This is a genomic window from Sphingobacterium thalpophilum, assembly GCF_038396785.1.
In the GTDB taxonomy this organism is placed as follows: domain Bacteria; phylum Bacteroidota; class Bacteroidia; order Sphingobacteriales; family Sphingobacteriaceae; genus Sphingobacterium; species Sphingobacterium thalpophilum_A.
The window spans coordinates 4511777-4534479 of the sequence record NZ_CP151087.1; the positions used below are offsets into that span (position 1 = coordinate 4511777).

The following is a 22703-nucleotide window of genomic DNA, read 5'->3' on the forward strand; positions in this document are numbered from 1 at the left end:
TTTATTTTCGAGATTATTTTCTTCTATTCTGCAGGGATTTGTATAGATGTTCCCTGAATTCCTGTTCTACTTCAAAAAATTGCGATGCTCGCGCATTGCCAATAACTTTGGCAAATTTGGCCCGATATTCTTTTTTGATCTCCACTTCTTTAGCATCATACTGTAAGACGTCTCTGGAGCCACCTCTAAAACTATTTTTTGGAGCACCATTCAATTTTTCTTTCCTGATATCCCAAAGCGTTTGGCTGTACTCATTATAGAGCGGGAAGAATTGCTGAGCCTCTCTCGGAGTTAAATCCAGTTCTTTAGTAATGTAAGCTATTTTTTCATTTTCTATAGCTTGAAATCGATTTTTGTCTTGCGCAAAGCCCAAGGCAATAGAAAATATACTAAAGAACAATGTTATCCATATGTATTTTTTATTGAACATCATTATAAGGTATAATTTAGATAATCTTCTATTTCTTGTTTAGATATATTACTTCCAAATCCCTTAGTAGGGAGATTTGCTTCGTCAGTATACTGGGCCATATAGATCATATCGTCACCAGAAGCCGACTCCGCAAGGTAATTAATGATTTCCTGCTTAGGAATTTCTGACAAATGCTGGCTTAACTGCTCTTCTGCAACAGCTTCTACAGGAGTCGTATTTTGCTGTTGATATTGATAACCCCAATATCCGCCTATACTCAACATAGCCGCAAAGGATGCCGCAACCGCATAACGAGCGTACCATTTTTTAGGTTTCCCAATCTGACGGATCGGTGTATTATCCTTTTCAAGCATTTGAACACGATCAATGATGCTGTCCGAAAGAATCTCAAAATAATGTTGTGGTACATCAAAACCTGCAGTCACAATCGTTTCTTTTAGTTTTTCTTCAGCAATACGAGCAAAAATTGTCGATTCAACTATTTCTTCGTAGCCAACAGGAGCTGTAAAACCATCTGTCGGAACTGTTTCCTTCAATTTCTCCGCCGCTAAACGGGCGAAGATGGAGTCTTCAAGGGTTTGATTATAAGCAGAAGGCATGGTAAAGCCATCCGATGCAATCGTTTCTTTTAATTTGTCTTCTAAAATTCGGTTGAAGATAGTTGAAGATAGTTCAGAAGCATAATTTTCAGGAATTTCAAAGCCGTCTGTAGTAACCTGATTTTTTAAACTATCTTCCGCAACCTTACACATTATGGCGTCAGATAAGCTATTAAAATATCCTTCTGGAACCTCAAAGATGGATTCTTCCTTGCATTCAACCAATTTGACTTGCGTAATTATTTTTGATTCTAAATCACTGAAATAATTTTCAGGTAAGCCAAATGGATTTTCACGCAACGATGCTGGAAGATTTGTAGGCTCCAGCCCATCATGATATGTGCCATTTTTCTTCATAGTATCTGTTAGAACCTAATTTCGCTAAAAGGTTTAATCGTTGTTGTTAAAAAATGCCTCTATTTTTTTGACAGCTAAATGATAAGAGGCTTTAAGCGCTCCGACACTTGTTCCGAGTACTTCTGAAATTTCTTCGTATTTCATATCTTCAAAATATTTCATATTGAAGACCAATTTTTGCTTTTCTGGCAAAGTCAACAAAGCCTGTTGTAATTTCATTTGAGCTTTATCACCGTTAAAATAATTGCCATCAGCAAGCGTTTCTGCCAAATAAGCAGTCGTGTCGTCATCCAACGACACGTTCTGCTTTTGCTTTTTCTTATTTAAGAAGGTAATACATTCATTTGTTGCGATACGATAAAGCCAAGTGTATAATTGTGAGTCTTCACGGAAATTCCCAAGGTTTTTCCATACTTTGACAAAGATATCTTGAACAACATCGTCCGCATCGTCATGATCGATGACCATTCTTCGCACATGCCAATAAATCTTCTGTTGATATTTCTTCAACAATAAACGGAAAGCTTCTTCTCGCGTACTCTCTTCGGCGAATTTTGCTATAATTAAAGCGTCATCCATATATTGACTTGCGTAGTTTTGTTATTTTCTTTTGATTACTTTTTGAACCGCAGCCACAATAGCCGCAGCATTCAAACCGTATTTTTCCATCAATTGAGCAGGAGTACCTGATTCTCCAAAACTATCATTTACGGCAACGTACTCTTGTGGAGTAGGTAACTCTCTTGTTAACACTTGAGCAACGCTATCACCTAAACCGCCAAGACGATTATGCTCTTCTGCCGTTACGACACATTTGGTTTTCGCAACAGATTTTAAAATAGCTTCTTCATCCAAAGGTTTGATGGTATGGATATTGATAATCTCAGCGTTGATACCCAACTCAGCTAATTTCTCGCCAGCTTGGATAGCTTCCCATACTAAATGACCTGTAGCAATGATCGTAACATCCGTTCCTTCATTTAATAATACCGCCTTACCAATCACAAATTCTTGATCAGCAGGAGTGAAGTTAGGAACTACGGGACGGCCAAAACGCAAATAAACCGGTCCATCATATTTGGCTGCTGCAATCGTAGCGGCTTTTGTTTGATTGAAATCACAAGGATTGATCACTGTCATTCCTGGCAACATTTTCATCAAGCCGATATCTTCTAAGATTTGGTGAGTTGCACCATCTTCACCTAAGGTTAGGCCAGCATGCGACGCTGCAATTTTTACATTTTTGTCCGAGTATGCAATCGATTGGCGAATCTGATCATAAACACGTCCTGTTGAGAAATTTGCGAATGTACCAGTGAATGGTATTTTACCACCGATCGTAAGTCCGGCAGCAATTCCCATCATATTAGCTTCCGCGATACCGATTTGGAAAAAACGTTCTGGAAATTCTTTGATAAAATCGTTCATTTTTAACGAACCAATTAAATCAGCACATAATGCAACTACATTCTCATCTTGCTTTCCTGCTTCTAGTAATCCCGCACCAAATCCTGAACGTGTATCTTTTGACTCTGTATAAGTATATTTTTTCATTCTAGTAATCTCCTAAAGTTTCTGTAAGCTGATTCAATGCCGACGCCAATTGTTCGTCATTTGGAGCAACACCATGCCATTTATGAGAACCCATCATAAAATCAACACCGTTACCCATTTCAGTATGCATCAGAATAATGACTGGTTTACCTTTTCCTGTGCGTGACTTAGCTTCTGCTAAACCTGCAACAACAGCATTCATATCATTGCCTTTAGCAATTTCCATCACATCCCAGCCAAATGCTTCCCATTTTGCACGAAGATCCCCAAGAGATAATACTTGATCTGTAGATCCGTCAATTTGTGCTTTGTTATAGTCAACAGTAGCAATTAAATTGTCAATCTTGTTGTGTGGCGCGTACATTGCAGCTTCCCAAACTTGGCCCTCCTGCAATTCTCCATCACCCATTAATACATAAACTAGATTATTGTCTTTATTCAATTTTTTTGCCTGTGCGGCTCCAATTGCAACAGATAATCCTTGTCCCAATGATCCCGAAGCAATACGAATACCTGGAAGGCCTTCGTGTGTTGTTGGGTGACCTTGAAGTCTGGAATTGATTTTTCTGAACGTTGCTAATTCGCTCACTTCAAAATATCCCGCACGTGCCAATGTACTGTAAAATACAGGAGAGATATGTCCGTTTGACAGGAAGAATAAATCTTCTCCTTTTCCATCCATGTCAAAGGAAGGATTGCGTTTCATTGCATTGAAATAAAGCGCCACAAAGTAATCTGTACAACCTAACGAACCACCTGGGTGTCCTGATTGACAAGCGTGTACCATACGTACGATATCACGTCTTACCTGTGATGCAATTTGTTCTAGTTTGTTAATATCTGCACTCATTTTTTTTGTTGGTTTCACAATTGGTCGTAAAGTTAACTATTTTTAAGCTAGATGCTTGTTAAAAAATGAATTTATATTGACTTATCCCAGATTGAAGAAATGTTTGATCTGCGAATTTTTATTTTTTTTGTACCTTGGTTCACTTTATAAAACCAACAATTTTCAGCATAATGCCTAATCAACTCAAAAGCTGCTTTATTATTTCAGCGCTCTCAGCCCTTTATTTACATTCTTCAGCCCAGCACATCAACATTTATCATAAGGATTGGATCGACTTTAACAAAAATGGGAAAAAGGATATTTATGAAGACTCCAAACAGAAAATAGCCAGTCGCGTGGGGATCTGTTGCGTCAAATGACTGTTCAAGAAAAGGCCAATCAGACGGTTACGCTCTACGGCTATGGGCGTGTTTTGACAGATGAGCAGCCTACTGCCGCTTGGGACAAAGAGATTTGGAAACACGGCTTGGCCAATATCGACGAAATGTTGAATAGCCTGGCGTATAATAAATCGGCAAGAAGTTCATTTTCGTATCCTTTCAGCCGCCACGCGCAAGCCTTAAATAATGTTCAAAAATGGTTTGTGGAAAATACACGACTTGGTATTCCTGTTGATTTTACCAATGAGGGGATTCATGGACTCAACCACGATCGGGCGACCTCCTTGCCGGCACCAATCAATATTGGAAGTACATGGAATACTTCACTGGTACGTAAAGCTGGCAATATAGTTGGTAGGGAAGCCAAATATCTTGGATATACCAATGTCTATACGCCTATTCTTGATGTTTCTAGAGATCCACGCTGGGGAAGAGTGGTTGAAACCTATGGCGAAGATCCGTTTCATATTGCCGAGATGGGGAAACAGGTTGTTTTAGGGATTCAACAAAATGGCGTCGCCTCCACATTGAAACATTATGCGGTCTATTCTGTACCCAAAGGGGGAAGAGATGGCAATGCACGAACGGATCCGCATGTTGGCTTTCGTGAGATGCATTCGCTTCACCTGTATCCATTTAAAAGGGTCATAAAGGAAGCCAAACCTTTGGGAGTCATGAGTAGTTATAATGATTATGATGGCTTGCCTGTAACTGCAAGTAGCTATTTTTTACAGGACTTACTCCGAAAAGATTATGGTTTTGAAGGGTATGTGGTGTCTGACAGTGAGGCCCTAGAGTTTATTTACAACAAACATCACGTTGCTGCAAACTATAAAGATGCTATTAAACAGGCATTAGAGGCGGGTTTGAATGTGCGGACAAATTTTGATCCACCGAGTACATATCTAGCGCCATTAATGGAACTCATCGAAGGGGGAGGTTTGGATACCAAAATATTGGATCAGCGGGTTCGCGAAGTCCTGACCGTGAAATTTAAACTGGGTTTATTTGATCATCCATTGATAGAAGATACGGCGATAGCCGATAAAAAGGTGCATACCCCTGCAGATGAAGAAGTATCTCTTCAAATGAATAGGGAGTCTATTGTTCTGTTGAAAAATGAACAGAATCTTCTTCCAATAGACGTGAATAAATACAAACGAATTTTGGTTACGGGACCAATGGCAGAGGCAACAAATTATACGACAAGTCGCTATGGACCTTCCAATAATCCGATCACAACCATCAAAGATGGGATTATAAACTATGCAAAAACAAAGGCACTTCGGGTTGATTATGCCAAAGGGGTAGATGTCGTGGATAAAAACTGGCCTGAAAGTGAGATTATTCCAACAGACTTGTCCGGCGAGGAGCTGGAAAAGATGGCCGAAGGTGTTCGTCTCGGTAAAGAATCCGACCTAATTATAGCCGTAATGGGCGAGTCGGAACGGGAAGTCGGTGAAAGTCGGTCGCGATCAGATCTAAATTTGCCCGGCAAGCAACGCGACTATTTGATGAAATTGAAGGAAACAGGCAAACCTATTGTGCTGGTACTTGTCAATGGCCGTCCACTTACTGTCAATTGGGAAAATAAGTATCTACCTGCAATTGTGGAGAGTTGGTTTCTTAGCAATCAGTCGGGAAATGTTCTTGCCGAAATGCTGTTTGGAGCGTATAGCCCTAGTGGAAAATTGCCCATTTCATTTCCAAAGTCTGTAGGACAGGTTGAAATGAATTTTCCGACCAAGCCCGCTGCACAGGCGGGGCAACCCGGGGTCGGACCCAATGGTTGGGGGAATAGTCGGGTTGTCGGATTCTTATACCCCTTCGGATATGGATTAAGCTACACAGATTTTAGCTTTTCAAATTTACAACTCACTAAGAAACAGATCAGGCCAACAGATTCTCTTACAGTTACGGTTGATATTGAAAACATAGGGAAGAGGAAAGGCGCCGAAGTTGTTCAGCTTTATATCAAGGATGTGCTTTCTTCGGTAACAACGTATGAAATGGATTTGCGTGGATTCGAAAAAGTTGAACTTAATCCAGGGGAGAAGAAGACCTTACAGTTTACGATCTTACCCGCCCACCTGGAACTTTTGGATCGCAACAACAACTGGACAGTTGAGCCCGGCAAATTTGAACTATTTATCGGTAATTCTTCTGTTAATCTCCCGCTTAAAGATTCATTTGAAGTGGTCAATTAGGTTTAAAATTGCCAGACCAAATAGATGACGGATGGCAATCCTTCCTTAGGACTTAGGGGATAAAAAAAAGGATTCAGCAAAATTAACTACTGAATCCTTTTTTTATTGTATCGAATAGCTGTGATTACATGGCCTCTGCCACTACTTCAGTCACTTCTGGAACCATGCGTTTCAACAAGCCCTCAATTCCTGCTTTTAATGTAATTGTCGAAGATGGACAACCACTGCAAGAACCTTTTAGTTCAACTGTCACAATACCTTCGTTGAAGGATTTATAATGGATTGCTCCACCATCTTGTTCAACAGCAGGTCTTACATAATCATGTAATACTTGTTGTATCTTCACTTCAGTTTCAGTACCTTCAAAATTGACCTCGTTATCGTGGTGTACCGTTTTTACAGCAAGTTCAGACTCTACAGCACCTTTTACAAAGTCTTTTAGCAAGGCTTCAATGTCTTCCCATTCCGCATCTTCTGTTTTGGTAATGGTCACGAAGTTACTTGCAAAAAATACCCCATTTACAAAATTAAATTTGAATAATTCAAGTGCAAACGGTGAATCTTGTGCTGCTTCTTTATTTGGATAATCCACACTACCGTTGATCAATAATTTATTGACCAAGAACTTCATTGTAGAAGGGTTGGGTGTAGACTCTGTATATACGTTAATCGTAGCCATGTAGTATCTATTTTTATTCCAAGCAAATATAGGTCAAAAGAAGCTTTGTTAAGGTCATCTATAAGTAAAAGCTTATAAAGTAACACCTGTGTAGTTCGAAGGGCTGATCGCTTTCAGTTCCTCTTTAACTTCCGCTGATACATTTAGATTATCAACAAATGTTGCTATCGTTTCTTTTGTAACATGTGTGTTGGTACGTGTTAGGTCTTTTAAAGCTTCATACGGCTTTGGATAGCCCTCCCTTCTCAAAATAGTTTGAAGTGCCTCGGCAACAACAGCCCAATTATTTTCAAGATCATTGGCCAATGCCTGATCGTTTAAGATCAATTTGCGTAACCCTCTCAAAGTCGATTTAAAAGCGATCAAGGTATGTGCAAATGGAACACCAATATTACGTAATACGGTAGAATCTGTTAAATCTCGTTGAAGACGGGAAACTGGTAACTTAGCCGCAAGGTGCTCAAAAATTGCATTTGCAATACCTAAATTTCCTTCTGCATTTTCAAAGTCAATTGGGTTGACTTTATGTGGCATAGCCGAAGAACCGATTTGACCAGCAGTGATTTTTTGTTTAAAATATTCCATCGAAATATATGTCCAAATGTCACGGCATAAATCGATGACAATATTGTTTATCCGTTTTAAAGCATCACAGCTTGCCGCAAAGTTATCGTAATGCTCAATTTGCGTGGTGGTTTGTGAACGGTCTAAGCCCAAGATATTGTTGACGAAATTATTTCCGAAATCGACCCAATTTGTTGCCGGATAGGCAACGTGATGTGCATTAAAATTACCAGTTGCACCACCAAATTTAGCCGAATACGGTACTTGGTGTAATAGTTGCAATTGACGTTCTATGCGTTCAATGAAAACATAAAGCTCTTTGCCCAAGCGAGTTGGGGAGGCCGGCTGTCCATGGGTACGAGCCAACATTGGGATGTCTGACCACGAAGTTGCCAAAGATTTCAATTCATGAAGCAACTCTTCAATTGCAGGCGTATAGCTCTCTTTAATGGCTTCTTTCCAGGAAAGTGGAATGGCTGTATTATTGATATCTTGTGAAGTCAAACCAAAATGAATGAATTCAAGGTAGTCTTGTAATCCCAATTTTTCAAATTGATCCTTTAGAAAATATTCAACAGCTTTAACATCATGGTTCGTAACTTTCTCTGTGTTTTTGATCCAAATGGCATCTTCTTCAGAAAAATTCCGGTAGATATCCCGCAATTTTTCATTGAGCGTTTTGTCAAACTGTTGCAATTGAGCAATGCCCGATTCACTTAATGCAATAAAATATTCGACTTCTACGCGTACACGATATTTTATTAAAGCAAATTCGGAAAAAAATGCTGAAAGTTCATTGGTATTATTGTAATAGCGTCCGTCAATAGGCGTAACTGCTGTTAAAGATGATAAAGCCATAGATTGAATGATTTTTGGCAAAGGTAAAAAAATGCTTGGAGCTTAGCAATTTAATTGGTGTAGATATAAAAAAAGCTTCCTTGTTGAAGGAAGCTTTCTATACGATGTAAATTCTTTTCAGAGAATTAGTGAGCAGCTTTAGTTGAATCAACTTTAGCAGCAGCTGAATCTACAGCAGTTTTTGCTGAATCCAATTGGGTGTTAGCTGAATCTAAAGCAACGTTAGCTGAATCAGTAGCAGCGTCAGTTTTTTTAGCAGTTTCACCACATGATGCGAAAGCCAATGTTAAAGCTAAACCTAAGAAACCGAATTTGAATGCGTTTTTCATTTTATTAAAATTAAAATATTTTTAAATCTTGTTATTTAGGAGTTAATACCACTAAACCAGAAAGGTAACCCCTGTATTTATTTTTTTTGAAAAAAAGAAAGGCCTTTCGTAAAAAAGGCCTTCCAAAAGCTCTATTCAGTTCTAAATTATTTTTTAGTAGCAGCTGAATCAACTTTAGCAGCAGCTGAATCAACTTTAGCAGCAGCTGAATCAACTTTAGTAGCAGCTGAATCTAATGTGTTAGCAGCTGAATCAACTAAAGCAGAAGCTGAATCTGCAGCACCTTCAGCTTTTTTCTCTGAATTGTTACAAGATGCGAAAGCTACAGTTAAAGCTAAACCTAAGAAACCGAATTTTAATGCGTTTTTCATTTTCTAATTTTCTAATTTAAATTGAAATAATTTTCTTTTTCATCTCTTAATACACGTAACCAAAAAAGGTAACCCAAAAAATATGTTTTTTTTAAAATATTATATAAATAGCTGATTTTAAGTTGTTTAATTTATTTAAAATAAAATGTTATCCCACAAGTCTCGGCTTGTGTCATCCTTTAGCTTAACAAGGGCTAAGAAAGGGTGATCGTTGTGCCGTTCTTGTGTGTTTGTTGTGCTGAGCTTGTGTGAACTTATTTTTAGCCAATCTGGGGATAAGATGGTACTGATAACAAACAATTTTCGATTATTTTGCTTATTTTAAGAAGTAAACGCTTAAAAAGAATTCGCAATATGTTTGATAAAGTAAAGAATATAATGGATTTGGCAAAATCAATAGACTTTGGCAAATTGGAAGAAATATCGAAGAAAGTGGATTTGGGAGCAGTAATGGATGCTGTATCAAAAATGGATGATAAACAGCTTCATGGTTTAATGAAAATGCTGAGTGCAGGAAAAGAAAAAAAAGAATTACCTCCTATTAATGGTGACTTCTATGCTATGGATAGCAAATTAAACGATGTAGACCGTGCATTGCAATTGAAAGTAAGGGATTTTATGGAGACAGAAGTCAAGCCAATTGTCAATAAATATTGGCTAAGGGATGAATTCCCTTTTGAAATAGTACCTAAACTTGCGGCTTTAAATATTTGTGGCTATACCTACGATGGATATGGTTGCATGGGGGGAAGTTCCTTGATGGAAGGAATTATAGCGGCGGAGATAGCACGGGTAGATGCTTCTGTAGCGACTTTCTTTGGCGTACAGAGTGGTTTGGCCATGGGATCAATTTATATTTGCGGATCCGAAGAGCAAAAACAGGAATGGTTGCCCAAAATGCAGCAGATGCGAGTGATCGGTGCTTTTGGTTTAACAGAGCCTGAAGTAGGGTCGGGAGCAGCGGGCGGATTGACAACAACCTGTAAGAAGACTGCCGAAGGCTGGGTGTTAAATGGTCAGAAAAAATGGATCGGGAACTCCACCTTTTCGGATATCACCATTGTTTGGGCTAGGGATCTTGATGATGGCGAAGTGAAAGGTTTTATTGTACGAAAGGATAATCCAGGTTTTTCAGTTGAGAAAATTAAAGATAAGATGGCTTTGCGCATTGTGCAGAACGGCCTTATTACTTTAGCGCATTGTATCGTTCCAGAAAGTGATCGCCTGCAACATGCGAATTCCTTTAAAGATACAGGAAAGGTTCTTCAGATGACGCGAGCTGGTGTCGCTTGGATGGCCGTAGGATGTGCGCGGGGTGCCTACGAAAATGCCTTGGATTATACGCGGAAAAGGAAGCAATTTGGTAAACCAATCGCTGCTTTTCAGCTTATTCAAAATCACCTGGTTGAAATGTTGTCCAATTTAACAGCTATGCAAACGCTTGTCTTCAGATTATCTGAATTACAGGATAAAGGTGAACTAAAAGATGAACATGCCTCGCTGGCTAAAGTCTTCTGTTCTTTACGTACGAGAGATATTGTTTCCAAGGCTCGAGAGGTCATGGGTGGAAACGGTATTCTGTTGGAGTATAATGTCGCACGGTTTTTGGCCGATGCCGAAGCAATTTATTCCTATGAGGGGACAAAAGAAATCAATTCACTCATAGTTGGTAGAAGTATAACTGGATTTAGTGCCTTTGTTTAGGCGAGATCCGGCTGGTTTTTGACTTCCTGTTGCCAAATATCGATTAATACATAAAAAGGGCGTTGTTTTTTAAACAATGCCCTTTTTACTTCAGTTGGAGCAAAAAAGCAATTTTCTATTTCCGTTTAAATCGCATAATAGCAATATCTCCCATGATAAATGTCAAGGTATTCTCGCTTACACTATAGGTGTTTACCTTTTCCAATGTCGAAAAGAAAGTTGCTTCACCATTACCTTCGCAGGCCATCTTTGTCGACATAATGGGGCCAAAATTAATGGTGTTTCTATTCGTTTTAAAAGTCATATTGTAGTTATTACAGCTGCTATTTCCGTTTATTTTACCACTGGAAACATCAAATATCATGGTTGGTTTACGATTGGGATATAGGCCATCGAAAGCAATCCGTGGGCCGGATATATAATCAAGTTCCCAAGTTCCACTAAGTTGTTGCTTATTGTCCTGAATCAACTTAAATTTTGCCAGGGGAGCCATTTTCGCTTTGTTCAAGCTAAGAATATCATCCTTAACCGTATAGTTATCTGCAGCAATCAGGTTTTTGGATAAGGCTTGTTCAATAGACATATCCGGACAGGCCATCATCGTAGACATACCCTGAGCAAATTTAACCTTTCCATTCTTTGATAAAGTCAATTCTCCACCGATGCCATTACATCCCCCACTTGCACTGTAACTTTTTTCGTCCAGCTGGAGGTAAGGCATTTTACCGTTGATTTGATCTGCTACTGGCTGTCCATTGATTTCAATCAATTGCCATTTTTTTCCAATTACTGACGACAGGCTACTTTCTGTGTTCTGCTCATTCGCGTTTTTCTTCATCACAGAGCAACTTCCAAGACTAACGATTAAGATGGCCAGTATGGCGATGTTTTTAAAGTTCATATTCTAAATTTTAACCTATTAACACCCTTTTTAACGTTTGGTTTGACGAAATGCTACAAAAGTTCACAAACAAAGAAGGCTTCCAATTTGGAAGCCTTCTTTATCAGTAGGATAAATCTTACGATTTGTTTTTATTTTGTTGTGCTTGTTGTTGTGCACGCATCATCTCTTCCATTTTCGTTTGGAAGCTCGATTTTTTATCTGCTTTTGGATTCCTTTTATTTTCCTCCAATTTAGCTAAGATTTTCTCATCATTCACCATGGTGCGAATAACCAACTGAGTCAAGAACGTAAATAATGCACTTAAGAAATAGTAGTAGTTCAAACCTGCTGGGAAGCTATTCAAAACAAAGAAGAAAATCAAAGGCATGATATAGCCCATGTATTTCATTTGTCCTGTAGCACCAGATGTAGCGTTGTTATACCAAGTCGTTAACAATGTTGTCAATGTCATCAAGATACACATCAACGAGATGTGGTTGAATGATCCAAAAATAGGTGCAAATGTAAACAGCGTATCATAGGTTGACATATCCTTCATAAACAAGAAGCTTTGTCCTCTCAATTCAAATAAATTTGGAAAGAAGTAGAAGAACGCAATTGTAAATGGCATTTGTAGGACAAGAGGAAGACATCCACCAAGTGGATTTACACCAACCTGTTTGTACAATTTCATTTGTTCCTGCTGCATCAACATTTGATTGTCTTCACCCACTTTTGCTTTGATCTCATCCAGCTGCGGTTTTAATACACGCATTTTTGCCATAGAGACATAAGACTTGTAGGTCATTGGTGAGAGGATCAGCTTCAACATCAATGTTAATAAAAGGATAACGATACCGTAGCTCATATGGAAACCATCCAGGAAGTTAAATACAGGTACTGTAATCCATTGGTTGATCCAACGCATAGGGCCCCAACCCATATTGATGATCGATTGGTAGTCATTACCCTCGGCCTTCAATACATTGTATTGATTTGGTCCAAAGAAGAAGTTTAAGGAATAGTTATTGTCCTTATGATTATCAAATGCCAATTCTGCGTTTGTATTATAGAATTTGACGATGTCGGTTTCTGACGCATGTTTTACATCCACTTTTGCATTGACAAAGCCATCTTTAGTGCTGAGGATATTAGAAAAGTAATGCTGCTTGAATGCAATCCATTGTACTTTTTTCTCCAATGCTTCATCCGCATCTTTTGATTCTGAAAGATGATCTACTTTATTATCTTCTTTATAATAAAGTGTAGATTTCTGTCTTTCAGATTCTATGTTTTGCTCTTTTTGTCTCAACGCGGTGTTCCAGTTAAGGGTCAACGTTTTTTGACTCTGCGGAATTAAATTCTGTATCCCTTTTGTGTTAATATCCAGTCCAACATTATAGCCTTTACCAGCAATCGAGTACACATATTCAATATACTGTTCGGCACTGTAATTTAGTCGGAATTTTACAGATTGTTTACCTTCACCAGAAACTTGGATATCCGAAGATTCTGTATTGAAGTATAAATCATTTGTTGATACGTTTTGACCAGCTGCGTTAAATTGAAAACCAAACTTATTGTCCTCACCATCAAAAAGCATCAAAGGTTTTCCATTGAAATTCTTTTCGCCTTTTAGTTCTACGGATTTAACCTTACCACCTTTTGTACTGATTTTGGCAATGATTTTCTCGTTTTCAATCGTAATGACTTTCTCCGTTCCAAATTTTGTCGCACCAAAAGGCTTTTTCAATTCCGCCGAATCAGCAATCACTGCTGTTTGTGCTGCTTTGGCTTTAGCGGTAGAGTCACTTTCGGCAGGCAGTCCTTTTTCTGCACGAGCTTTAGCCTCTTGTCTCGCTTGTTCTTGTTTGATTTCCGATTCTGAAGGCTTCATCAGGTAAAATGAACCAGTGATGATAGCAAACATCAGGACCAAACCAATTAGGGTATTTCTATCCATTTTTAATAATTAAACTTAATTAATTGTATCCTTCTATTACTACTTTGATTTTTTGTTGGCCAAAGCAGCGGCTACAAAGCTAACAAAAAGTGGGTGAGGATTTGCAACAGTTGACTTTAATTCTGGATGAAATTGTCCGGCAACGAAAAATGGATGGTTTTTCAATTCGACAATTTCAACTAATCCAGTCTCCGGATTGAATCCTGAAGCAATCATTCCAGCTGCTTCATATTGTTTTAAATAGTCATTGTTAAATTCGTAACGGTGACGGTGTCTTTCGGAGATTTTTGTTTTACCATAAATGGCAAAGGCCTTGGTTCCTTTTTTAATTTCACAGTCGTAAGCACCTAAACGCATTGTACCGCCCATATTGGTGATATTTTTTTGTTCTTCCATCAAATTGATGACCGGATTGCTGGTATTGGCATCCATTTCAAAACTGTTGGCATCTTTTAATCCCAATACGTTTCTTCCGAATTCGATGACCGAACATTGCATACCTAAGCAGATACCAAAGAACGGAATATTATTTTCACGAACATACTGAATAGCATTTAGCTTACCATCCAAGCCGCGTTCACCGAAACCCGGAGCAACCAAAACTCCATCCATACCTTTCAGCTTTTCAGCAACATTTTCTTTTGTAACACTTTCAGCAGCAATATAGCTCACTTTTACTTTACATTCGTTTGTTGCGCCCGCATGGATAAATCCTTCGATAATAGACTTGTAAGCATCTGGAAGCTCAACATATTTTCCGACCAAAGCAATATTAACTTCACTTGTCGGGTTTTTGAGCTTACCTAAAAAGTTTTTCCAGTTTTCTAGATCAGGCTCATTTTTGTTGGAAAGTTTTAGCTTTGTTAATGCTGTTTTATCAAGATTCTCCTTCAACATCAATAATGGGACATCATAAATCGTCGACGCATCGATAGATTCTACGACGGCGTTGATGTTGACATTACAGAATTGCGCTAATTTTTTACGGATTTCTTGCGATAATTTATGTTCAGTACGACATACTAGAATATCAGGTTGTACACCATATTCCAATAATGTTTTTACGGAATGCTGGGTAGGTTTTGTTTTAAGCTCACCAGCAGCAGCCAAATAAGGGACTAAAGTCAAATGGATAACCAGTGAATTATTGGCTCCTAATTCCCAGCGAAGCTGTCTTACGGCCTCCACAAACGGTAAGGACTCAATATCGCCTACAGTTCCGCCCAATTCAGTGATGATAATGTCATATTTGCCGGACTCACCCAACAGTTGCATTCTGCGTTTTATCTCATCGGTGATATGGGGAATCACTTGAACGGTTTTTCCTAAATATGCACCTTCACGTTCTTGTTGGATAACGTGTTGATAGATGCGGCCTGTCGTGACGTTATTTGCTTGTGAGGTAGGGACATTCAGGAAGCGCTCGTAATGACCTAAGTCAAGGTCTGTTTCAGCGCCATCTTCTGTAACATAACATTCTCCATGTTCATATGGATTTAATGTTCCTGGATCGATGTTAATGTAAGGGTCGAATTTTTGAATGGTAACTTTATAGCCACGCGCTTGGAGAAGTTTAGCAAGGGAGGCAGCAATAATACCTTTCCCCAACGACGAAGTAACGCCGCCCGTAACAAAAATATATTTAGTCATAACAATTAAAGGATTTTCAATTTTATGTGGTCAAAATGACCAATAATAGTTGCTCTATGTACGGGATACAAAGATAGCAATTTTTATTCAAAATCAGAATTGAAGATGGCTCGATTAATTAAATTAAAAATAGATATTACCTTGGCTATCTATTGTTGTCTTTAATGTAGGCTGTGCTTTTGACTTGATTTCAATGCGATAGAAATTATTACTGTTTGAAAATACAATCTCATAATTTTTGTGCTCATTTATAATTTCAGGATATAATTTGCTTAGCTCCTGAATTGACGTTGCATAGCGTTTTTTATCCTTTCTATAGATCTGTTGCAGGTAAAAGATATTCCAGGTAACTTTTTCGAGTGCGAGGAATTGCTCATCGATAGGTTGATGGTCTGTGTCGTTAACAAATTTTATATGTCCCCATCGCTCAGGGTAATGCATATTAACGAGGCCGATTGGAGACCATACCCAGTTCTCTTCAGCGAGCGTCTTACCCGTGTTGTCTTTTCTCTTGCTGTAGGTTGTTTCGGTGTTGTCATAATGCCACTGAACACGTGAGAAGTTTATCTTCCAGGTTTCATTTGCGTTAATCTGATTTCCTTCGCCAAAGTATTTTAGACTTTTTACAGGTATTTTCATTTCCACAGTCCAAAATTCATCCTTGTCTTGAGGATTGTTGATGGACCCAGCATGATAGACTGCACTTTCCATATCTTTTGTGTCCCAATTTAGATTAGCCCTGCCGCCAAAGCGATAACGTTTAGTCATCAAAAGATCCATTACGGTATTTAATGCGTTTATTTCAATCTCTATATATTCTGGCGATAATAGATTTGGCTTGAGAAAGATCTCAAAATCATTGTCATGATAGATGATTGTATCTTTTTGTCTTAAATATCCCTTGATATGGGGTTCTTGAAGCTTAGCAAAAATGTAAAGATTTTCTTTGTCCCAAAGCATCTTGACTTGTGTCTTAAAAGTAGGGGCAGGTTTATTTGATCCCTCAATATCCTTAAAAGAATCTGTCCATATCGCTTTTGACCAGGAAGCTTCACTGTCCTTTCCGTCAATCGTGATCGCATCTGTTACTGGAAGTACATAATACGTTTGAGGGCGCGACTGTAGCTGAAGAAATTCATTCAGATTTCGTTGTGCAAAAATAAAGGTCGGATAGATGATAAAAGTAAGGATAAAAGCTATAGTTCTCATCAAGATACAGTTTGATTTTTAGCGGTAGCCAAGTTGGGATGAAACAATACCAGTTTGTTTTCCGCTATTGTAATCATCTACGATTCTACCTTTCAGATACGGTGCTAAAAGTAAGTAAAATGTTTTAGCGCGGCAAAAAGAGGGTTGGGATTTTGAAGGACATTATCTAATTGTCCTAAATTTATTACAGAAGGAAGTTGGTTGTGCTGTCTGCGTTTGAGAAGCCAGGGCAATATAGTCAATAAAAAAAGGCTTTGAATATATTCAGAGCCTTTTTTTATGCTGTAATAGTCGTAATTAGATTCTTTTCGATTTAATACGAGCAGCTTTACCAGTAAGGCCGCGTAAATAGAATAATTTCGCGCGACGAACTTTACCGTAGCTGTTTACTTCAATTTTTTCAATGTTTGGTGAGTTTACAGGGAAAATACGTTCAACACCTACACCGTTTGAGATTTTACGAACGGTAAAAGTAGCGTTAGCACCTTCGCTGTTTAATTGAATTACTACACCTTGGTACACCTGTACACGCTCTTTATTTCCTTCGCGAATTTTATAATGAACGCTGACGGTATCTCCAGCTTTGAAAGCGGGAATTTCATTCTTTACTACCGCTTGTTCTTCTACAAATTTTACTAAATCCATGATTTCGAGTAATTATTAACGATTTATATCCTGTAAAAATCGGAATGCAATATTACGACTTATTTTCTGAATATAAAAATACTTTTTTAAAAAACTATTGACTGATATTCAAATCGGATGCAAAGATATGAAAATGAAATGGATAATCTAAAGATATTTTGAATATTCCTTTGTAGGCTATATGGAGAGGGTTTTTAATTACTAAATTCAATAGAATATGTGCTTTGTGTAAAAATATTGTGCAATCAATCAGCTATTTAGTGATTAATTTTCTGCAGGGTGTTGACAAAGTCAAAAAATGATTCGATATTTGTGCCACACAAAACAAAGGTGATACCTTTTCGGGGTGTAGCGTAGCCCGGTATCGCGCCACATTTGGGATGTGGAGGTCGTAGGTTCGAATCCTGCCACCCCGACTTAAAAGCTCTAACGAACGTTAGAGCTTTTTTTGTTTCCTTCCTTTTATTCGTCCCGCAAGCTGTTTACAGGATTAGCTATGGCTGTTCTGATAGCCTGCCAGCTTACCGTAATTAATGCGATACCTATTGTTACCAGTCCCGCTAGCACAAACATCCACCATTGGATCTCGATGCGGTAAGCAAAGTCTTCCAGCCATTTGCTCATGGTTAGCCAGGCGATCGGCGAGGCGATTATCAAAGCAACTAATACGGGTTTTATAAAATCTCTGGACAATAATGTAGTAACGCCCGATACCGAAGCGCCAAGCACCTTGCGGATTCCGATCTCTTTGTTTCGTTTGGCGGCCGTAAATGAAGCTAAACCATATAGACCTAGGCAAGCGATAAATATGGCTAATCCAGAAAAAAGACTGAGTATGCGTTGTTGCCTAAGGTCCGTTTTATACAGCGTATCAAATTTTTGGTCTAGAAAACTGTATTCAAACGGATATAATGGAGCTGCTTTCCCAAATGCGGCTTTAATAGTTTTTAACGCTGTGGGAAAATCTTTTGTGTTTAATCTAATAAGGGCTACTCTCAGGTCAGTAGAAGGGGCAATAACTAATGCATCCATGTTTTCTTTTAGGGATAGGAAGTTAAAATCGTCTACTACCCCAATGATTGTCCGGGGGGATTGATCGCGGATCGTATTTTTTATCCATTTGCCAATGGCCTGTTCGGGAGTAAATCCAAGCATCGATGCTGCGGTACGATTAACTAATACAGCGCTAGTGGAGTCGGTCGGGTGTTGTGTTGAAAAGTTTCGGCCTGCTATTAGTTTAAGTTTCAGTGTGCTTACATAGTCAAAATCGGTGAATTCCGTTCTTGATTTCCACTTCTCAGCATTTTTTCCTTCGATCTCAAATGTGTGACTATCGAAGAAGCCCCCTGGTTCACCGGACATAAAGGAGACGGACGCAATGTCACTGCTCGCAGATAATTCATTTTTGAATGTACGGAGGTTGTTGTACAGTTCTTCACTGTCTATTGGAATAACCACAGTCTGTTGGTTGTCATACCCGAGCCACAGTTCTTTTACATATTTCATCTGTTTGGAGATAATCAGTGTACCGATGATAAGTAAAATAGATATGCTGAACTGGAACACAACTAGCGCATGCCGGAACAATGTACCGCTCTTGCCTAAGCGCAATTTACCTTTTAATGCCTGTATTGGGGAAAAGGTTGAAAGGTATAGGGCTGGGTAACTTCCGGCTAATAGGCCTACTATAAAGATAATTGCAATCAAAAAAATATAGATCGGCCAAGAATTCCATGGGACTGTAAGGGTGTATCCCAGTAGTTGATTGTATACAGGCATGAGTAGGTGCAATAGACACATGGCAAGTATACAGGATATGGTCGTTAATAAAATGGATTCTCCGATAAACTGCCCCATTAATTGGATACGTTGTGCTCCAAGTACCTTTCTTAGGCCAACTTCTTTCGATCGGTCAACTGCACGTATTGTTGAGAGATTCATGAAATTGATGCAAGCGATAACCAATATAAGTATGGCGATGGAGAGAAAAATGTAAATAACTTTTTTGTCACCATGTTTTGCGCTGTCAAATGCGCTGTGGGATTCAAGATAGACGTCTCGTAGCGGTGTAAGCGCAAGATCAAAATGAATGCCCATATTGGTAGAAACTGCTTTCATATGCCTATTCATGAAATCAGGAAACTGCTTTTCCAATTGCCTAGCATCCTTATGTTCGTCAAGTAAGATGTAAGTGAATAAATTGTTGTTTTGCCAGGCTTTAAATGGTTCGGTATTGAGATAATTGGATAAGGGGATAATGAGATCAAAATCCAGATGTGAATTGACCGGAAGATCTTTAGCGATCCCAGTAACGGTTAATTGTTTATTTTTATCAAGCTGCAGTATTTTACCGATAGGATTTTCATTTCCAAAATATTTCTTCGCAGTTGTTTCCGTGAGCACAACACTTGTTGGATTTTTTAAAACAGTCGTTGGATTCCCTTTGATTAGCGAAAAACTAAATAGTTCAAAGAAATCGTCATCTGCAATAAAGAGTTTCTTTTCATTGAATGCAATGTTGCCAACAGAGAATAACCCATTGGCAGGCATTACCCGTACAGCTTTTTTGATATCATCGGGATAATCGGTTAATAAGGCCGTGGCATAGGGTGCAGATAAATAAGGGGCGCGGTCCTTGGTGTTGTCAAAACCTCGCATCACACGATAGATGTGATCGCCTTGGTTGTGAAACTTGTCAAAACTAAACTGATTGGCGATAAACAGGAATATCATTGCACAGACCGCGATGCCTATGGTTAAGCCTAGGATATTGATAAAGGAAAAGACCTTGTTTTTCATGAGGTTTCTCCAGGCGATTTGGAAATAGTTCTTTATCATACTTTTAGTTATAAGTGTTTGTTTCGACCTTATTTAGTAATCAATCAGATAGAAGGTCCGTCTAATTTTTTTGAAAAAACACGTTCAATGCAGGTTAATTCCAAAAAAACTGCCAAATGGCTAATATGTTTATAGTCAGTGTTTTATGTAGTGTTTTTGTTGTGTAAGTGTTTGGATTCGAACACTTTGTGTTCATATTCGAACATCCTGAGGTCTGGAAATCAAAAAAAGTTTTATTTACAGGATGGTGCCTTATGTGGGTAAGGAATATGGAGAATAACATTGGGTTTGATTTTGTAAAGGAGGGTACTACGTCATATGAGAAAACAGTATGTCGCAATGTAACAACTTATTAGTTTTATTTTGCGTTTTTCATTTGCAAATAATTTGTAAGAAGCGTATATTTGTGCCACACAAAACAAAGGTGATACCTTTTCGGGGTGTAGCGTAGCCCGGTATCGCGCCACATTTGGGATGTGGAGGTCGTAGGTTCGAATCCTGCCACCCCGACTTAAAAGCTCTAACGAAAGTTAGGGCTTTTTTTGTTTCAGGGCAAGGAGCGAACCTAGGGCCTTTAGGGGACCAAGCAGACTTCTTGGGGGAATATCAAAAATTTCCTAGTTTAGCATCTTTAATACAGATATCCCTTGCAAGACGCCGAACGTAAATTACTATCGCTATTGATGCCCGAAGGGCTTTTAGAATACTTTCAGATTTTAGAAGTCGATCAGGTTGACAATCAACTCCACATTTATTTAGACGAGCTTAATATTTCTCCAACAGGCTATGAGAACAGCAAGCTGGAGTCAAAGGGCTTTATGCCTTCTACAGAGATTTCCGACTTTCCCATTAGAGGTCAGAAAGTTACATTACATATCCGCCGTCGTCGCTGGACAGTCTTAGATACGGGACAGATTATCACAAGAGATTGGAACCTGGTCCGTGAAGGTACCCGAATGACAACTGAATTCGGGCTTTTTTTAAAGAAGATATTTGGATAACTATCCTGTAAGTGCCCAATTGGTAGGATTATTCTTCCAGATGGACGGCAAGCAACTTCAGGATCAATACAAGAACCATCTCAGTGACTTCCATGATTGGGGCCAAAAGCCACATGCAGAGCGATGGACTCTTTTTCCCGGGAATATCTCCGAACGCTTGAGCATCGATGAGACCAGTTTTAGCAACGGTGAATTATATACCATTGTTAGCAGTAAATCGGCAAAAGGGCGTAAAGGGACGATTTTGGCAACTATCAGGGGCACAAAGGCTGAGGATATCATGACTGTTCTTGAGCGAATACCTTTACGTTCAAGGAATAAGGTAAAGGAGGTGACCATGGATATGGCACCGAACATGGCTAAGGCAATCCGTAGATGTTTCAGGAATGCCAGGCGTGTGGTCGATCGGTTCCATGTCCAAAAGTTAGCTTACGATGCAGTGCAGGAACTCCGTATCAGGTATCGTTGGGAAGTATTGGATGCGGAAAGCAAGAAGATAATGGAATCTCGAAAGCGAGGAATCCCATATGAACCCGAGTTGTTACCTAATGGAGACACGCTCAAACAGCTACTGGCTAGATCCAGACACCTCTTGTTCAAGCATCCAGGCCGATGGTCCGAAAACCAGAAACACCGAGCTGAACAGTTGTTCATACGGTTTCCCAAACTAAAGCTCGCTTATGACCTTGGAATTGCCCTGGGTGACATATTCAATAAATGCAGAGACAAAAAGATAGCATTTACCAAGCTGGGACTGTGGCATAATCAGGTTGAGAATGCGGGCATCGCCTCTTTTGAGAGCGTAGCAAGATCCATTGCGGCACATCATCAATATATCCTACACTACTTCGACAACAGAAGCACCAATGCTTCAGCAGAATCTTTCAATGCAAAGCTCAAAGCTTTCAGGAGTGTCTTTCGTGGCGTAAGAGACACCACATTCTTCTTATATAGAGTAATGAAACTGTATGCTTAAAAACTTTACCCCCCAAACTTTCGGTATGATCCCCTTTAGGATATTATTAAGTTTGATCCGGAGTAGACTTAGTCAGGGCCAGCCAATCCCACTATTTTAGCTACCTAACCGATAACTTCGCTATTCAGGGCAGTCATGCGGGTTTTTATAATTATTTTGGATCGAAATCGACATGTGTTTTAAATGTTTTGTAAATTATTTTACAATAAATCAGCTTGTTAGGTGTTATGTGAAGAATATTTTTGAAAAAAACATATTTTTAGTTTACTTTTGTGCCACACAAAACAAAGGTGATACCTTTTCGGGGTGTAGCGTAGCCCGGTATCGCGCCACATTTGGGATGTGGAGGTCGTAGGTTCGAATCCTGCCACCCCGACCAAGAAGCCTACAAAGGCGGTCAAAACCCCTCTAATCGTATGATTAGAGGGGTTTTTCTTTTTTTCTTACCCCAATTTGTTCAAGTAAAACCAAAGAAAATGAGACCTATTCGGTTACCCATTTTCTATACCTAATTTTGGGTCACCGAAATAGGTTCAAATATCTAAAAATCAGCTTTTTGTGCTTGTTTGTTTTGATGCTTTTTGTGGTCGTTTGATACGCGGTTTCTACCTGTTAGTGACCTGTTACATTATCAAATCCAAGCAGATAGCATC

Annotated in this window: 19 protein-coding genes and 3 tRNA genes; 7 read left to right on the top strand and 15 right to left on the bottom strand. The window is 39.0% G+C overall.

Features of this window, described 5'->3' with window-relative positions; genetic code table 11:
* Nucleotides 1–13 precede the first annotated feature (13 nt).
* The 5 genes from AACH28_RS19860 to AACH28_RS19880 are packed head-to-tail and all read right to left on the bottom strand — an operon-like array spanning nucleotide 14 to nucleotide 3793.
* Entirely contained in the window at nucleotides 14–433 is a 420-nt protein-coding gene (locus AACH28_RS19860) for a hypothetical protein (RefSeq protein ID WP_231585177.1), read from the bottom strand.
* Nucleotides 433–1389 (bottom strand): hypothetical protein, encoded by a 957-nt coding sequence (locus AACH28_RS19865; RefSeq protein ID WP_341831296.1) that lies wholly within the window; start codon nucleotides 1387–1389, stop codon nucleotides 433–435. Before AACH28_RS19865 ends, AACH28_RS19860 begins: the two co-directional genes overlap by 1 nt.
* 33 nt (nucleotides 1390–1422) lie before the next feature.
* A complete protein-coding gene (locus AACH28_RS19870; RefSeq protein WP_046671841.1) occupies nucleotides 1423–1968 on the bottom strand; it encodes an RNA polymerase sigma factor in 546 nt (181 codons plus the stop codon).
* A 21-nt stretch (nucleotides 1969–1989) separates the two neighbouring features.
* Nucleotides 1990–2943 (bottom strand): transketolase C-terminal domain-containing protein, encoded by a 954-nt coding sequence (locus tag AACH28_RS19875; RefSeq protein ID WP_333577649.1) that lies wholly within the window; start codon nucleotides 2941–2943, stop codon nucleotides 1990–1992.
* Between the two features lies 1 nt (nucleotide 2944).
* Complete coding sequence (locus tag AACH28_RS19880) at nucleotides 2945–3793, bottom strand: transketolase (protein ID WP_070563052.1); 849 nt, start codon at nucleotides 3791–3793, stop codon at nucleotides 2945–2947.
* 355 nt (nucleotides 3794–4148) lie between these two features.
* On the opposite strand from AACH28_RS19880, the gene AACH28_RS19885 reads away from it, so the two are divergent.
* A complete protein-coding gene (locus tag AACH28_RS19885) occupies nucleotides 4149–6380 on the top strand; it encodes a glycoside hydrolase family 3 N-terminal domain-containing protein (protein ID WP_341831297.1) in 2232 nt (743 codons plus the stop codon).
* A gap of 124 nt (nucleotides 6381–6504) precedes the next feature.
* Here the strand turns inward: AACH28_RS19885 and AACH28_RS19890 are convergent, their stop codons facing one another.
* The 4 genes from AACH28_RS19890 to AACH28_RS19905 all read right to left on the bottom strand — a co-directional run bounded on the left by AACH28_RS19890 (nucleotide 6505) and on the right by AACH28_RS19905 (nucleotide 9181).
* Nucleotides 6505–7059: a NifU family protein gene (locus AACH28_RS19890; RefSeq protein ID WP_341831298.1), complete on the bottom strand. Its 555-nt coding sequence runs from the start codon at nucleotides 7057–7059 to the stop codon at nucleotides 6505–6507.
* A 72-nt stretch (nucleotides 7060–7131) separates the two neighbouring features.
* Nucleotides 7132–8481 carry an adenylosuccinate lyase gene (gene purB, locus AACH28_RS19895; RefSeq protein ID WP_341831299.1) on the bottom strand — a complete coding sequence of 450 codons (1350 nt, stop codon included), beginning with the start codon at nucleotides 8479–8481 and terminating at the stop codon, nucleotides 7132–7134.
* 125 nt (nucleotides 8482–8606) lie between these two features.
* Nucleotides 8607–8810, bottom strand: a complete 204-nt coding sequence (locus tag AACH28_RS19900; RefSeq protein ID WP_088162907.1) for a hypothetical protein — start codon at nucleotides 8808–8810, stop codon at nucleotides 8607–8609.
* Between the two features lie 146 nt (nucleotides 8811–8956).
* Nucleotides 8957–9181: a hypothetical protein gene (locus AACH28_RS19905; RefSeq protein ID WP_046671848.1), complete on the bottom strand. Its 225-nt coding sequence runs from the start codon at nucleotides 9179–9181 to the stop codon at nucleotides 8957–8959.
* Nucleotides 9182–9535: 354 nt separating this feature from the next.
* Here AACH28_RS19905 and AACH28_RS19910 point away from each other — a divergent pair, with 354 nt between their 5' ends.
* A complete protein-coding gene (locus tag AACH28_RS19910) occupies nucleotides 9536–10885 on the top strand; it encodes an acyl-CoA dehydrogenase family protein (protein WP_341831300.1) in 1350 nt (449 codons plus the stop codon).
* Nucleotides 10886–11000: 115 nt separating this feature from the next.
* Here AACH28_RS19910 and AACH28_RS19915 read toward each other — a convergent pair whose 3' ends face one another.
* From AACH28_RS19915 to rplS, 5 genes are all read right to left on the bottom strand, one after another.
* Nucleotides 11001–11786: an META domain-containing protein gene (locus tag AACH28_RS19915; protein ID WP_341831301.1), complete on the bottom strand. Its 786-nt coding sequence runs from the start codon at nucleotides 11784–11786 to the stop codon at nucleotides 11001–11003.
* Nucleotides 11787–11904: 118 nt separating this feature from the next.
* The gene (yidC, locus tag AACH28_RS19920; RefSeq protein WP_341831302.1) at nucleotides 11905–13731 is read right to left on the bottom strand and encodes a membrane protein insertase YidC; all 1827 of its coding nucleotides are present in this window, start codon (nucleotides 13729–13731) and stop codon (nucleotides 11905–11907) included.
* Nucleotides 13732–13770: 39 nt separating this feature from the next.
* Nucleotides 13771–15381 carry a CTP synthase gene (locus tag AACH28_RS19925; RefSeq protein ID WP_088162903.1) on the bottom strand — a complete coding sequence of 537 codons (1611 nt, stop codon included), beginning with the start codon at nucleotides 15379–15381 and terminating at the stop codon, nucleotides 13771–13773.
* Between the two features lie 123 nt (nucleotides 15382–15504).
* Nucleotides 15505–16590 (bottom strand): carbohydrate-binding family 9-like protein, encoded by a 1086-nt coding sequence (locus AACH28_RS19930; RefSeq protein WP_341831303.1) that lies wholly within the window; start codon nucleotides 16588–16590, stop codon nucleotides 15505–15507.
* Nucleotides 16591–16887: 297 nt separating this feature from the next.
* Nucleotides 16888–17235 (bottom strand): 50S ribosomal protein L19, encoded by a 348-nt coding sequence (gene rplS / locus AACH28_RS19935; protein WP_075994123.1) that lies wholly within the window; start codon nucleotides 17233–17235, stop codon nucleotides 16888–16890.
* Between the two features lie 342 nt (nucleotides 17236–17577).
* Between rplS and AACH28_RS19940 the strand changes: the two genes are divergently transcribed.
* Nucleotides 17578–17651: transfer RNA gene (locus AACH28_RS19940), tRNA-Pro, on the top strand.
* Between the two features lie 46 nt (nucleotides 17652–17697).
* Here the strand turns inward: AACH28_RS19940 and AACH28_RS19945 are convergent.
* Entirely contained in the window at nucleotides 17698–20073 is a 2376-nt protein-coding gene (locus tag AACH28_RS19945; protein ID WP_341831304.1) for an ABC transporter permease, read from the bottom strand.
* Nucleotides 20074–20509: 436 nt separating this feature from the next.
* Between AACH28_RS19945 and AACH28_RS19950 the strand changes: the two genes are divergently transcribed.
* From AACH28_RS19950 to AACH28_RS19965, 4 genes are all read left to right on the top strand, one after another.
* Nucleotides 20510–20583 (top strand) — tRNA-Pro (locus AACH28_RS19950).
* A 137-nt stretch (nucleotides 20584–20720) separates the two neighbouring features.
* Nucleotides 20721–21074, top strand: a complete 354-nt coding sequence (locus AACH28_RS19955; protein ID WP_070569066.1) for a transposase — start codon at nucleotides 20721–20723, stop codon at nucleotides 21072–21074.
* Nucleotides 21067–22050 (top strand): transposase, encoded by a 984-nt coding sequence (locus AACH28_RS19960; protein WP_236586037.1) that lies wholly within the window; start codon nucleotides 21067–21069, stop codon nucleotides 22048–22050. Before AACH28_RS19955 ends, AACH28_RS19960 begins: the two co-directional genes overlap by 8 nt.
* A gap of 302 nt (nucleotides 22051–22352) precedes the next feature.
* Nucleotides 22353–22429, top strand: a tRNA-Pro gene (locus AACH28_RS19965).
* The last annotated feature ends 274 nt before the right edge of the window (nucleotides 22430–22703 follow it).